The organism is Mesorhizobium sp. B2-7-2, assembly GCF_006440775.1.
GTDB lineage: Bacteria > Pseudomonadota > Alphaproteobacteria > Rhizobiales > Rhizobiaceae > Mesorhizobium.
Genome location: NZ_VFTZ01000012.1, coordinates 67,705 through 81,382, shown reverse-complemented (window position 1 = coordinate 81,382; position 13,678 = coordinate 67,705). Strand labels below are relative to the sequence as shown.

Below are 13,678 nucleotides of genomic sequence, written 5' to 3'. Positions count from 1 at the left end.
AGCCGAGTCTGCCCGGTAAAAGGTCCGGTCAGAGGTCGTATATTCAATACTGGATCGTGATGGCCTGTGCTCACGGGGGATCAGGTAACGTTAGCATCACCAGCCCCCCTGCAGCCGCCCTGTCAGCAGAACCTTCACACATGAACCAAGAGCCGCTTGTCGCTTGCCCTGAACTTCATGTCGAAACCAAATCGATCGACCCAGATTTATCGCCTCTCAAATAATATCTCCGCCCAGATTCGACCGGCATAGGTACTCGTAGAGGGTGAAAAGCCGTTCGCCAATGACTCTTCCGCTCCCTAGAAGAGATGAGAAATTTCCCAAATTGGGCGACAAAATATGAGGTCATTCCATGGCAGAGGCCAGAACTGTGAACGGTAACTTGGTGTTCTACCGGGTCCAGAGCGCTTGGGTCTAGATAATCATAGCTCCTGAAAAGCACGGTTGGCGAGAGACATACCGGATCGTGTAGCGTCTGGATCACCGAGAAATATGAACGTTCAGCAAACAGGTTAAATCCCGAAAGATCAAATCCGCATTGGTTAAAGACGGAATTTTCCTCAAAGGCTTGCACGTCGGTGCAGAGGAACCCGAATTGCTGAATCCGATATGGCATCACTACTGTAGCAGGACTGGCGATTTGGCGGATGTCTTCCGCTATCGATTCATATCCCTCACCAACTACCCCAGAATCCAATGTTTCCGTAAAAATTATGTCAGGCGCCGAAGGAAGGTCGCCGTCCAGAATTGCTTGCCTTGAGGACTTTGCAATCACCGCGATGCGATCCTGCAAATCGTTGTTCCGGATAATCTCCCGCGCCGCCTCAGCAATTCGCTCATCCATCTCGCATGTGAATACCTTTCGGGCGCCATGCCTGGCGAAGAGCATCGCCGGAAGGCCAGCCCCGGTCCCGATTTCCACGACGGTCTTTCCTCTGAGATTACAGGATGCAATGGCCGCCTCTATTGCTGCATTTCGTGCGGAGTCGCGCATCATTCTGAAATGCCAGTTGGGAACCTGGGAATCTGCGTGAGCGCGGGATGGGATTTCGTGCATTTTTAATACCCTCTAAACCCCTATGGTGGGTGAATAAAAGCCAACGATCTCATCGCGAACAGCGATCGAGGGCGTCGCGCGCATTGTAGGGCTGCCTGTCAATCCTCTGAGACGAGCGAATGAGTGTTGCAGCTTGCGAAGGGGAAGCAGCAAGAATGGTGCCAAGGCACGCAAGCGCTAGAGACCCGGCCTGCCAATTCCGTCGCCTACAAAGAGTGCGTGAGTCTGCACCAGTTTTGGGAATGCGCCGGGTACCTGAACTCAGTGCCGATTTGTCGAATCCCCGACACGGTCATCTTTCGGCCTGAGTTCCTTAGCTGGTAGTCGCCCCGAGCCTCGAGCGTGTCGCCGAATACTCCGTCGCTTTACCCGGAGAGAAAGCGTGGCGGCGCGACAATCACGATCGAGGGGAAAGCACGAGTTCTGTTTGTCGTCTAGACGTCTGGGGTAACAAGGGGGGTTGAATGACCTACCTGCAATCCCGGTACCAGCGCAGCGACATACAGGAAAGCCCGGCATCGATCCTCTCGATCTCGGCGGTCTTCAGAGGCACGACCTTGTAACTCGCCTTTTCGAGCATCTCAATCGTGCGCGGGTAGCCCGCGCTGACCATGACGATGTCGTTGACGCGCAGCACGTTCGCCGCAGGCTCTTCGCCTTCCGGGACGATGAACTGGCGGAATTCCTTGAATACGGAAGCCTTCGCGAGGGCAGCGGTCGAAATCACGGTTTCATCGTCGAGCAGCGAGGAGGCCGTCTTGAAATGCAGAACGCCTTTCGGAGTCTCGGCAATCTGGGCCTTCCCGCCGAGTTGCTCGATACAGGAGACAAGGGCCTCTGCCCCGGCCTTGTCGGTGCGATCGGAAAGGCCTATCAGGACGCTATTTGGGGTGTACATGATATCCCCGCCGTCCGCTTGTCCCGGGGTAGGGAGTTCTAGCACGGTGTCGAACATATCGCGCAGGATCGGCGCGATCTCCGCGGTCTCGGCGACCCGGCTTGGCGTGCCGGGACGGAGCAGGATGGCGCCCCCGGTGAAAACGAGCGCCGGGTCTTCGACAAACAGGGAGTCTGGAAAGGCCTCAAGAGACGGCAGGACGCTCACTTCGACACCTGCATGCCGCAAGGCCGCAACGTATGCGTCGTGCTCGCCCTTGACGCCTTCATAGGTAGGACCGCCCCGATCATCGGCGCGTAGGCCGTTGACGACCGAGATCGAGGGTTCGCGAACGATTGCCGAGTTGAACTGATAGACCGATCTGGTTTGCGACATTTCCAATCCTATTTGTCAGTAGTGTTTCGCTGTGCGGCTTGCTTGGGCGGTGAATGACGTCTGTGCGGGCTGCGCCCTGCGCTTCGACAGGTGAATCCCTGCAAGCATGCACCGGACCGATCCACCCGCGAGTTCGATTGTCGAGACATCGAACGGCAATAGTCGCGCGGACTGCTCGATTGCCGATATCTGCTTCGCCTGCAGCGCCGCATGTGCTCGCCCGGAAATGGCAACAATGCGACCATCCGTGCCCTCCAGTTCAATGGCATTGCCGGCGAAGTCTTCGATCTGCTCGATCGAAAGCTCCACGATCTGACGACCGGTTTCCTCCAACCTCGCGACGACTTCCCGCCGCCGCCAGGGATCAGGGATCGACTGCGCCCCTAACAACGCGAAATCGGTGCCGACGCACATCAGGACATTGGTGTGATAGACCGCCTTGCCGCTGCGATCGACTGCGTCAAAGATCATTGGCTCGAAATTGAAGTGCGTGCAGAACCGTTCGAGCGCAACCTCGTTTGCCCTGTTGGAACGCACCACGTAGGCGACACGGGCAATGTGGTCGAGCACCATCGCACCGGTCCCTTCGAGGAAGACCCCGTCCTTCTCGAGGCCGGAATAATCGATGACATCCTGAACCCGGTACTCAGCCTTGAGCATCTCGATGATGTCGGTCCGGCGCTCTTGCCTTCGATTCTCCGAGTACATCGGATAGATCGCGACATGCCCGCCAGAATGGGTCGAAAACCAGTTGTTCGGAAAGACGGAGTCGGGTGTTGCGGCCGACTCATCCTCATAGAGGTGGACAGTGATCCCGGCCTCAGCGAGGCCGTCCGCCATACGCGTGGCTTCTTGATATGCCAGAGCGACCAGATCATCCGGCTTCCGCGTTTCATCGCGCACCTGGAACGTATTGTCTGCCGCAGTGACCGGATTCGGCGTGAAGTGATGAGGGCGGATCATCACGACGGCCCTCGGCGCCTGCATGGATACTTTGCTCATCCCAATGCACCGCTCAGCCGCACTGGAGCCGGTTGGGCGGCGCGCAGGATCATGCCGTACAAGTCGCGGGGTTCATCCGGGTCGGCGAGGAGATCGAGTTCTTCGTAGAGTCCGGTGTCCTTGAGGCGGTCGCGCACATAGCGCAGGGCCGAAAAATCCTCGATCGCGAAGCCCACGGAATCGAACAAAGTGATTTGGCGCTCGTCGCGGCGGCCGGGCTCGTTGCCGGCGATCACCTGCCAGAGCTCGACCACCAAGTGCTCGGGCGCGAGCTGTTGGATTTCGCCTTCGATGCGGGTCTGTGGGGCGTATTCCACGAAGATGTCGGAGCGCAGAAGAATGTCGCGGTGCAGTTCGGTCTTGCCTGGACAGTCGCCGCCGACCGCGTTGATGTGGACGCCGGGGCCAACCATGTTGTCTGTAAGGATGGTGGCACACTGCTTGTCGGCGGTGACGGTGGTAATGATATCGGCGCCTTCCACGGCCTCCTGCGAGGAGGCGCAGGCGGTGATGTCCAGGCCGATGCCGGCGAGGTTCTTCGCGCAGCGGCGCGTGGCAGCAGGATCGACGTCGTAGAGGCGCAGTCGATCGACGCCGACGATGGCCTTGAAGGCGATCGCCTGGAACTCGGACTGTGCGCCGTTGCCGATGATCGCCATGGTGCGAACGCCCTTCGGCGCGAGATGCTTCGCCGCGACCGCCGACATGGCCGCGGTGCGGAGCGCGGTGAGGATGGTCATCTCCGTGAGCAGCATTGGATAGCCGCTTCCGACATCGGCCAGAACGCCGAAGGCGGTGACGGTCTGGCGGCCGGAGCGCGTGTTCTTGGGATGGCCGTTGACATATTTGAAGCCGTAGGTTTCGCCGTCGCTCGTCGGCATCAGCTCGATGACGCCGTCCACGCTGTGGGACGCCACACGCGGCGTCTTGTCGAACAGCTCCCAGCGGCCGAAGTCTTCCTCGATATAGCCGGCGAGGTCGGTCAGGAAGCGCTCCACGCCGATCGTCAGAACCAGCTTCATCATATTGTCCACGCTCACGAAGGGAACGATGTTTAGCTTCTCGGGCATGGTTCAGTGGTTCCTTGTCGGGCGGTCCATGATGCGGCGGCCCATTAGACTGGCGGTGAGGTCGACCATCAGGATCGCGGTGCGGCCGCGCTCGTCGAGGAAGGGGTTGAGCTCGACGAGATCGAGGCTGGTGACGAGGCCGGAATCGTGCAGCATCTCCATCACCAGATGCGCCTCGCGGAAGGTCGCCCCGCCCGGCACGGTCGTGCCCACGGCCGGGGCGATTGACGGGTCTAGGAAATCGACGTCCAGGCTGACATGAAGCATGCCGTCCTCAGCCAGGATGCGCTGGAGAAAAGCGCGTAGCAGAGGAGCGATCCCGTGCTCGTCGATCATGCGCATGTCGTGGACTGTCACCCCGGCGAGTTTCAGCGCCTCACGCTCGGCCGGATCGACGCTGCGCACACCAAGCGTGCAGATGCGCGCCGGATCGACCGCAGCTGGCAGGTCTGGGAAATAGCCGTGAAAGCCTTTTTGCCCGCTGGCGTAGGCGAGCGGGACGCCGTGCAAGTTGCCGCTGACCGTAGTGTCGAGCGTGTGAAAGTCCGGGTGGGCATCCAGCCAAAGCACGAAGAGCGGCCGGCCCAACTCCTTGGCACGACGGGCAACTCCGGACAGCGTGCCGGCAGAGATACTGTGATCGCCGCCGAGAAAGATCGGCATTGCTTCTCGGCTCGCCGCATAGGCAGCTTCGGCGATCGCTCCGGTCCACGCCGAGACCTGCGGCAGCGCCTTCAGGCCGAGGTTCTCATGCGCCACGGGCGGAAGCGGTCCGGGCGCGACCGCCCCTGCGTCCTCCACTTCATGGCCGAGTTCCGTCAGCGCCTGCGCGAGTCCCGCGGCGCGCAACGCGCTCGGTCCCATATCACAGCCCATGCGTCCGGCCCCGTCCTGGACCGCCGCGCCAACGATCCTACACAGCATGTCGCCGCTCCCTATTGCTGCTGGCAGCGCGCTGGTTCGGCGCGTCACCCCACTCGAACCGGGATGCGAGCCTCGATACGGCTGAAAATCCATACGAGCAATCCCGTGAGAACCATGTATGTCAATGCAAGCAGAAGCAATGGCTCGTATATCACCAATGTATCCTGGCGAACGCGAGCTGAAACTGCATAAAGGTCGACAACCGTGATAGTAGCGACGAGCGGTGTCGATTTGAGTTGCATTACTGTTTCACCGGCCAACGTGGGCAACGCCTTGTGGATTGCCTGCGGCAACCAGACCCGGCGAAAAAGCTTCCAGCGGTTCATACCGAAAGCGCGTCCCGCCTCGAGCTGGCCGCTCGGCACGCCGGCAAAAGCACCGCGCATAACCTCGCCTACATAGCCTGCGAAGGACAGCGTTAGAGCCAGTACAGCGTATGGCCACGCCTGGCGAACGAGAGGCCAGATATCGGATTCGCGAATCCATGGATATTGCGGGAAGAGCGAGCCAAGCCCGTAATAGAGCAGCCAAATTTGCAGAAGCAACGGTGTGCCTCGAATGACGGTGCAGAAAGCTTTCGCTGGAAGACTGAGCCAACTAGGGCCCACTACTTGAGCGAGCCCAAGTGGCAATGCCAGAACGAAGCCGAAGACGCAGGTCACGATGAGGATCCAGATCGAACGCCATAAACCAGCAATCGCAAGCATGTAGTAGTCGGCCAACCAGTCCCAACGCATGAAGACGGCTGCTGCGGTGATCAAGACAAGGCCGATCACGATCAATACGACGCGGTGTGGCTCCAACCGTGCGAATGGGCGGCAGTTTGCCGCAACAGTCGTGAAATAGGCCATCAGCGGCTCTCCGCTATCGGCTGCCGGCCGCGCCTTGCCCAATGCTCGACCCGTCCGATGAGGACGTTGGAGATCAAAGTGAGCAGTAGATAAAGCACGCCAGCGGCCATGAAGAAGGTGAAATAGGCCTTTGTAGTGCCCGCAGCCTGCCGTGTTTCCAGAGTCAGTTCATTGAAGCCCACAACGGCCAGAAGTGCTGTGCCTTTGAACGCAACCAGCCAGAGATTTGCGAGACCCGGGATCGCGAAGGGCAGCATCGCCGGCAGAGTAATGCGTCGCATCAGCATCCTTGGGTTCATACCAAAGGCTCGCCCGGCCTCGATTTGGCCTTGCGGCACCGCGAGGATCGCGCCGCGCAGCACCTCCGTTGCGTACGCGCCCTGTACGAAGCCGAGCGCAACGATGCCTGCCATCGGCCCGCTGACGTCGATCCGTCCGTAACCGAGAGTTTCCAGGAGGCGGTTGATCAGGTCCGGAACCGCGAAATAGATAAGCAGAATTAGCACAAGTTCCGGTACCGCGCGGATGAGGGTGGTGTAGACTTGAAGCAAGTCGCGGCGCACAGGTCCGCCGTAAAGCTTGCCAAAAGCACCGCCAATGCCAATAACCAATCCCAAGGCGAATGCGCCGACACCGATCCCAATTGAATTAATGAATCCGCGAACCAGATTTCCGCCCCAGCCAGGCGGCGTAGGTGCAAGCAACTCGAACATGCTGGTCTGCGCCAGCGACAAAAAGACAGAATCGGTCAAGAACGCCTCCACCTTGAGGATTGACCCTCGCCAAGAGCCTGCCGTTCACTGGTGCGTGACGAAGGAGGCCGCCTGCCTCCGACTCAACAGGCAGAAGTATTTCGAGGGTCTACGTAACAGGAGAATTTCGTCTGTCATTCGCCGTAAATGTCGAATGAGAAGTACTTTTTCGTAATTTCATTGTACTTCCCGTTCGCGCGAATCCCCTTGATTGCGGCGTTTATCTTTTCCTTGAGCATGGTGTCTCCCTTGCGCAGACCCGCGCCCGCGCCCGGCGCGAAAATCTCGGGGTCATTGGCAACCTTGCCCTTTATCTCGCAGCAGGCCTTACCCTGGTCAGTCTTCATGAATTGATCAATGGTAAGCGGGCTAGCCAGAATGGCGTCGATCCTGCCGGCGACCAAGTCCTGGTTGGCCTCATCCTGTGTCTGGTACGTCTTCATCTCGGCCAAGCTGTCTTTGAAATGCTTGCTGGCATAGACCTCGGCATTGGTCGAGACCTGAATACCGAGGATCCTGCCCTTGAGGCCCTCAGGGGTAGGATCCACTGCAACGCCCTTGGGACCGGCAATCGTGTACCCGTTATCGCTATAGTACTTGTCGGAGAAATCGATCGTCTTCTTGCGCTTCTCTGTGATTGACATCGAACTCATGATGACATCGATTTTCTTTGACGTCAGGGAAGGAATGATCCCGTCCCAGGCGACCGGAGTGATGACACAATCGAGTTTTGCCTCGGCGCAGATCGCATCAATGATCTCAATTTCCCAGCCGACCCATTTTCCAGAGGCGTCCAGGGACGAGAATGGAGGGTAGGGCTCGGCCGCGATTCCGACCTTCACCTGTTCAGCTTGCGCCATCAAAGTAGATGCGCAGAAGATTGCCGCTGCGGCCGTCAATTTGGAAAGTATTCTCATTGTTTTCCCCTATAAGTCAGATGGTTTAGTCTGTTTTTCAGGCGCTAGCCCACTCTGCGGATGAATTGTTGAAGCCGCTCCGATTTCGGAGATCCGAAGATTGCGTCTGGTGGCCCTTCTTCCTCGACGCGGCCCTCGTGGAGAAATACCACGCGGGTCGCGACCTCGCGGGCAAATTTCATTTCATGCGTGACCAGGATCATGGTGCGACCTTCGCGGGCCAAATCGCCGATTACGCCCAGAACCTCACCGATGAGTTCGGGATCGAGTGATGAAGTCGGTTCGTCGAAGAGCATCACGCGTGGCTGGACCGCGAGAGCGCGCGCGATCGCGCCGCGCTGCTGCTGTCCGCCGGATAAAAATGCCGGGTATACGTGCCGTTTTTCCAGAAGCCCCACTCTCGCAAGCAGTTTCTCGGCTTCGATGATCGCCATTTCACGCTTGACGCCAAGCACATGGACCGGAACCTCGATCACATTTTCGATCAAGGTCATGTGGGTCCAGAGATTGAAGCTCTGAAAGACCATGCCGAGCCGGGAACGTACACGTTCAATCTGCTTTCGGTCCGCCGGGAGGGTGCTGCCATTTCCGTCAGGCTTGAGACGTATTTCCTCGCCGTTCACCCTGATAACGCCGCTGGTGGGGTTTTCCAGGCAGTTGATGCAGCGAAGTAAAGTGGATTTGCCGGAGCCGCTGCCCCCGATAATCGCCACCACATCGCCGTCGCGCGCAGATAGCGAGACCCCCTTCAACACATGAAGGGCGCCAAACTTCTTGTGCAAGTCCTCGACATGGATCGCCTCCGCGGCCGTGTCCGTCACCGCGTGGCGAGGAATTGCCATGATCGTGGCCGTCATTGCTGTGCGCCTGTATCGCCGAGCACAACATGAAAGGGCGAGACCAACAGCACTGTTCTGAGCGCCTTCATTTCGTTTCCTCTATTTCTGCGCCAATGTCTCAGACATAGACGCGCGGGATGTGGTCGCGGAGCTGGGCATAGAGACCGATGAGGTCCGTGCCCCATTGAGCGGCGACTTCCTCGTGAGTGATGGTCTGGTGCGCTTGCTGTCCGAGCAGGAGCACTTGGTCGCCAAATCTTGCATCAGGCACGTCCGTCAGATCGATGCGCAGGTGCTCGAGATGCGCGGGAGGGAGCAGGCGCGCGCGCTGCCCCCTCACCAGCGCCTCGGCCTGGGCTGGCACGTGACGCGGAAGGCCATCCCCCCACCCCATACCTAGGACGCCGATGGTCATTCCCGACCGAAAACCGGGTATGTCTGGTATAGGACCGAGAGAAGCGTCGATCCGCTTGACGGAAACGAGGCATGTCGAAATGGCCTTGAGCGCCGGCCGCAGGGTGACGGCCCGCATGGGTCGATCCGTCTCGGGAAGACCGATAAACAGGGCCCCGGGATCGACGGCATCGAGATCCATCGCGGGATGCCGAAGCACACCGGCAGTACTCGACATCATAATGATCGGGGGACGGGTGCCGGACGCCTCGGCATCCTGTAGAATCCGCTGCAGGCGGGAAAATTGCTCGCTAGCATCCGAAGTCACTGATGTGGGCAGCTCGCTGAGATGGGCGTAGAGCCCCTGTACTTCAACGTCGTTGCAGACGTGCGCGGCTGCGAGAAGCCGGCCTATCTCCTGCGGCGTGGCCCCAGCCCTGAAGAACCCGAGATCCGCCTTGACGAAAATACGGGTGACGCTCATGGCGGCGCGCCAGGACTCCAGCTCATTGAGGCTGGAAACGGTAACGGTGAGTCCGAGCGCTTCAATTGTTTTCGCCGATGTCGGTAGGGGACCGGGATAAAGCAAAACCGGGAGATCGATGCCCATTTCCCGGATGGCCATAGCATCGGGCAAGGTTGCGACAGCAAAGCCGTCAGCCCCCTCTGTTGCCAGTGTGCGGGCGACAGGTCCCGCTCCACAGCCATATCCATTGCGCTTTAAGCAGGCGAAAATCTTCACTGTCCGGGGAAGATGCCTACGCAGCTGACGGTAATTGTGCCTGATCGCGCCGAGGTCGATCTCGTAGCAGGCCTCCCGGGACGCCGCCTTTTTGCTCTGCACCGTCGCAATAGACGTTAACGCGCACATAGGTTCTGACGTTTTTCCCAACCGCTTTTTATTGCTTGTTTGCATGCGAAACGATGCGAGGAATCGCCAAAACCGTCAATTTATTAAGTTTTTGTGACACCCTATTAATTTTACTGATATGGCCACACACACGAGGCAGGCAAATGGCTGGATGACGCTCCGCGATGCAGGGCTGCTGCCTGGCAGGCCTGATCAGCAGCCTGCAAGCATCTTTGAGCGACGGCTTGCCGACACCTTGCTTGTTCCTCATTATGGACGCGGCGCTTCGGGCCCGCCTGGCCGGGTCATCCAGCCAGGCGGTGCTGTGGGCGATCAGAATGGACTGGGGGCTGCGCTAGGTGCTGGTGGTCGAGCTGGCTACGGGAGTGACAGCACCATTACAGGCGCGGGTTCACGACAGGGCTCAAGCAGCGCGGACTTGCCAATGTCGAGTTCGCGGTCTCCGACGGCCATCCGGCCCTCAGGGCGCGTTCAGGAAGTGCGGCCCCAACGGATAGCATGTGCACGACTTAGCCTAGCGCTGTGGTTCGCCAAGCGGAAAACCAAAAACTCGAAGCTTGGCGCAGAGCTGGGGTGAGAAATTCATGAGAGGTGGCCGAGGCGAACCGCTACTTCAATACGGACCATTTGCGCGAGCGCAGAGAAGGAAAGGCCTGGGGACATTCATCGCTTGAACGCGCTGCGGTTCCCTGTTCTGCTAACCCCCGGGGCGCAGCAGACAGTCGATGTCATTGCGACGCCATTCGCGGAACTTGATGAACCCAACTGTGACGGAGCGTTGTCCGCCAGATAATGAAACTCTGCAAGCGAGGCCGCCGAGCGTAAGGTCTTCTTGCACCTATGCAAAAGCCGCTGCCTTACCGCGCAAGTTGTCGACCGTGATCTCGGGCGGAATTGGGCAAATGTAGCGTCGCCCGCCAGTACGCTCCTTCAATTCCGCTTTTGCCCGGGCGATAAGATCGGGATTGCGCAGGCAATCTGCCGCGGTGGTCGCCATTGCTTTCGCCGCGAGCACCATTCCTTTATGGGCTGCTGGCAGATTCCCTTGCGTGACGAGCTGCCAAGTGTGGAACGGCGTACCTATAGCGAAGCAGGCAGTGCTGCACTGAACCGTGGGCACGATCCAGCTCACGTCGCCGACGTCAGTGCTGCCCATCATCATCCCTTCGCGCGCAGGAATGGGAAGTAGCCCGTCATGCAGCACCTGGCTCGCCAGCGAACGGTCGTAGAGCGCAACGCTCGCCACAATCTCCTCGTTCGTAAACGCGTTCTTCCGCAGTTGTTCGGCGAAGGCATAATCCGTATCGTCGAAGCCCGGGCCGCCGAGGCGACTCATGTTTTCGTACATAACCTCCTGCAGCACTTTGTTAGGCAGAACGTTCGAGTTTGCATCCATGATCTGCACCTCAACGGTGGTTTCCGTCATCAGCGCGGCGCCATCGGCGATCTTCTTGACGCGCTGGAACAGGTGCTCTGCATCCGGCAAATGCGGCGAACGCACCAGGTAGAGTGATTCCGCAAAAGCCTGTACCACGTTCGGCGCATCGCCACCCGTATTCGTAACGGCATAGTGGACGCGCGCATCCGAGGCCATGTGCTCGCGCATGTAATTTACGCCCACATTCATCAGCTCCACCGCGTCGAGCGCGCTGCGGCCAAGATGGGGAGAAACCGCCGCATGCGACGCCTGACCCGTGAAGCGGAAGCTAGCCTGAATGCACGCGAGAAACGAGGTGGACTGCACCTCGTTGACGACGTTTGGATGCCAGCAGAAGGCGGCATCGAGATCATCGAAGAGACCGGCCCGTGCCATGAAAGTCTTGCCCGATCCGCTCTCTTCCGCCGGGCAGCCGTAATAGCGCACCGTGCCCGCGATGGCGCCCGATGCAAGCGCATCCTTCAAGGCCACGGCTGCGAGCGCAGATCCGGAACCGAGAAGATTGTGCCCGCAACCATGCCCAGATGCGCCCTCCGTGGTAGGCATGCGCTCGGTAATGCCCGAAACTTGCCCGAGAGCCGGCAGCGCATCGAACTCCCCCAGAAAACCGACTGTTGGGCTACCGCTTCCATGTTCCGCCACGAAGGCAGTGGCCATGCCGCAGAGCTTTTTGGTAATGCGAAAGCCCTCGTGCTCCAGCAAGGCGATCTGCTCGGCGACCGCGCGATGCTCCTCGAAGGCGAGTTCCGGCATGGCCCAGATGCGGTCGCTGAGCGCACAGTAGTCGGCGCTCTTGGTGTCCACGCGCCGGGCGATTTCATAGACGCCCAGCCCATCGTTATGCATGTTCGGTTCTCCTCATTGTCCAAATGCGCATTTGGAACCGTTCGGCTGTAAGGGGGCGCCCCGTCATCAGTGCATTGGCACTATACGACACGATCATCAGGATGCGGGCCAGGTTGACGTGCATGGACGACGCTACCTGTTGGCGGCGACCTCGACGCTGCGGGAATTAGCTTTTGGCAGAAGAACGCGAGCATCTTCCAGCACTATTTCGGTTCCATACTTTTGCGAGCGTCGAGATAGGTCTTCGAGCATTGAACCAGCCAGCTCTTTTGATGCGGGCACGGGCACAAGACGCTCATGATACCTGTTGCTGCTCAGCCGCTGCTCCCCTCCAATCACGATTGGAGCGAGGTCGATTGACTCCAAGTGGTTGTTGCCATCGAAGCTGCACGTCGCGACGATACTTTTCCAGATATCTGGTGAACTCCATTCGTCCTCACCTTCGGGTAGATGAAACAGGAAATTTCCCAATCCGTAGAAGATCGGAGCCCCGCGGTAGATTTCGATCGGCTGCAGCACCGGTGCGCCGTGGCTGGCGAACGCATTCGCTCCCGCATCAATGCAGGATCGCGCGAAGAATTGAACCCATTCGGGAACCTCGCGCCAATCTGGTTCCCAATGATGATGATGAAGATAGGCGATGACAAAGGCACCGGCCAACGAGGCCTTCCGGATTGCGGCGAGCTGACCTCGTAAACTTTGCTCGTTGAAGATGATCCTTCGGCAGTTCTCGGAGGATCGGCGAAAAATGGTTCCGTAAAAGTCGATTTCATCGGACGATGTCAGTTCGCGAGGATCGTCCGGCTGCGTGTAGGTTCCGCGCTCCATAGAGTTGCTTAAAAACGTTTCCTGAATGGAACGCAGGTTCGCGAATTTCTCATCGTCAACCTCGAATACCCGCGAGACATCGAGTTTGTTCACCCCCGGTCGAGCGGGACGGGTACCTGCCGCATTGTCAGCGTACATTGTGGCTGGCCCTGGTCCGGCATCCATCGCGATGAGGGCGACCTTCCTCTTGCCGAGTTGCTTGATGCCGGCTTTGCTCGCGTCACTGGCGTCAACGCCAATTCCTGCACGCAGAAACTCACGCTCGTCTACTTCCTCAAGTGTCGAAAGCACTCCTGCGGGCCCAAGATCGAACGCATGATTATTGGAAAGAGCCAGTGCGCTAAAGCCAATATCCTTCAAATTATCCAACACGACAGGTGGAGAGCACTGGAAATAGGTGCCTTTCATCGGCCACCCACCATGCCGGCCGAGAATCGTGGTTTCTAAATTCGTGAATGAGGCATCGGCTTGCCGGATCAGTTCTTTGATCGTGGCGAAGCCGTCGTCCGATACATGCCGAATATCGTGGTAGATGAGGGACTGTCCGGTGAGGGCGAGGGTGAACGGCGAAGGCATGATTGAGTATCAACCCCTGTATGGGCAAATGTCATTAGCGG

At 58.8% G+C, this 13,678-nt stretch carries 12 protein-coding genes; all 12 read right to left on the bottom strand.

Annotated elements, in window-relative coordinates; genetic code table 11:
- Window positions 1-175 precede the first annotated feature (175 nt).
- Window positions 176-997 (bottom strand): 50S ribosomal protein L11 methyltransferase, encoded by an 822-nt coding sequence (locus FJ425_RS17810; RefSeq protein WP_224655960.1) that lies wholly within the window; start codon window positions 995-997, stop codon window positions 176-178.
- Window positions 998-1,526: 529 nt separating this feature from the next.
- Window positions 1,527-2,330, bottom strand: a complete 804-nt coding sequence (locus FJ425_RS17805) for an arginine deiminase family protein (RefSeq protein WP_064993331.1) — start codon at window positions 2,328-2,330, stop codon at window positions 1,527-1,529.
- A gap of 15 nt (window positions 2,331-2,345) precedes the next feature.
- A complete protein-coding gene (locus FJ425_RS17800; RefSeq protein ID WP_064993330.1) occupies window positions 2,346-3,332 on the bottom strand; it encodes an arginine deiminase-related protein in 987 nt (328 codons plus the stop codon).
- A complete protein-coding gene (locus FJ425_RS17795) occupies window positions 3,329-4,402 on the bottom strand; it encodes an ornithine cyclodeaminase (RefSeq protein WP_064993329.1) in 1,074 nt (357 codons plus the stop codon). Before FJ425_RS17795 ends, FJ425_RS17800 begins: the two co-directional genes overlap by 4 nt.
- A gap of 3 nt (window positions 4,403-4,405) precedes the next feature.
- Window positions 4,406-5,326, bottom strand: coding sequence for an arginase (rocF, locus tag FJ425_RS17790; protein ID WP_064993328.1), 921 nt, complete (start codon window positions 5,324-5,326; stop codon window positions 4,406-4,408).
- Between the two features lie 44 nt (window positions 5,327-5,370).
- A complete protein-coding gene (locus FJ425_RS17785) occupies window positions 5,371-6,177 on the bottom strand; it encodes an ABC transporter permease (RefSeq protein ID WP_064993358.1) in 807 nt (268 codons plus the stop codon).
- Window positions 6,177-6,890, bottom strand: a complete 714-nt coding sequence (locus tag FJ425_RS17780) for an ABC transporter permease (protein ID WP_198327675.1) — start codon at window positions 6,888-6,890, stop codon at window positions 6,177-6,179. Before FJ425_RS17780 ends, FJ425_RS17785 begins: the two co-directional genes overlap by 1 nt.
- Window positions 6,891-7,063: 173 nt before the next feature.
- Window positions 7,064-7,846: a transporter substrate-binding domain-containing protein gene (locus FJ425_RS17775; RefSeq protein ID WP_064993327.1), complete on the bottom strand. Its 783-nt coding sequence runs from the start codon at window positions 7,844-7,846 to the stop codon at window positions 7,064-7,066.
- Between the two features lie 44 nt (window positions 7,847-7,890).
- Complete coding sequence (locus tag FJ425_RS17770) at window positions 7,891-8,703, bottom strand: ABC transporter ATP-binding protein (protein ID WP_064993326.1); 813 nt, start codon at window positions 8,701-8,703, stop codon at window positions 7,891-7,893.
- 100 nt (window positions 8,704-8,803) lie between these two features.
- Window positions 8,804-9,994 carry an alanine racemase gene (alr, locus tag FJ425_RS17765; protein ID WP_224655959.1) on the bottom strand — a complete coding sequence of 397 codons (1,191 nt, stop codon included), beginning with the start codon at window positions 9,992-9,994 and terminating at the stop codon, window positions 8,804-8,806.
- Window positions 9,995-10,787: 793 nt separating this feature from the next.
- The gene (locus FJ425_RS17760) at window positions 10,788-12,233 is read right to left on the bottom strand and encodes a M20 family metallopeptidase (protein WP_064993324.1); all 1,446 of its coding nucleotides are present in this window, start codon (window positions 12,231-12,233) and stop codon (window positions 10,788-10,790) included.
- A 132-nt stretch (window positions 12,234-12,365) separates the two neighbouring features.
- The gene (locus FJ425_RS17750; RefSeq protein ID WP_064993323.1) at window positions 12,366-13,637 is read right to left on the bottom strand and encodes a CapA family protein; all 1,272 of its coding nucleotides are present in this window, start codon (window positions 13,635-13,637) and stop codon (window positions 12,366-12,368) included.
- Window positions 13,638-13,678: the final 41 nt, after the last annotated feature.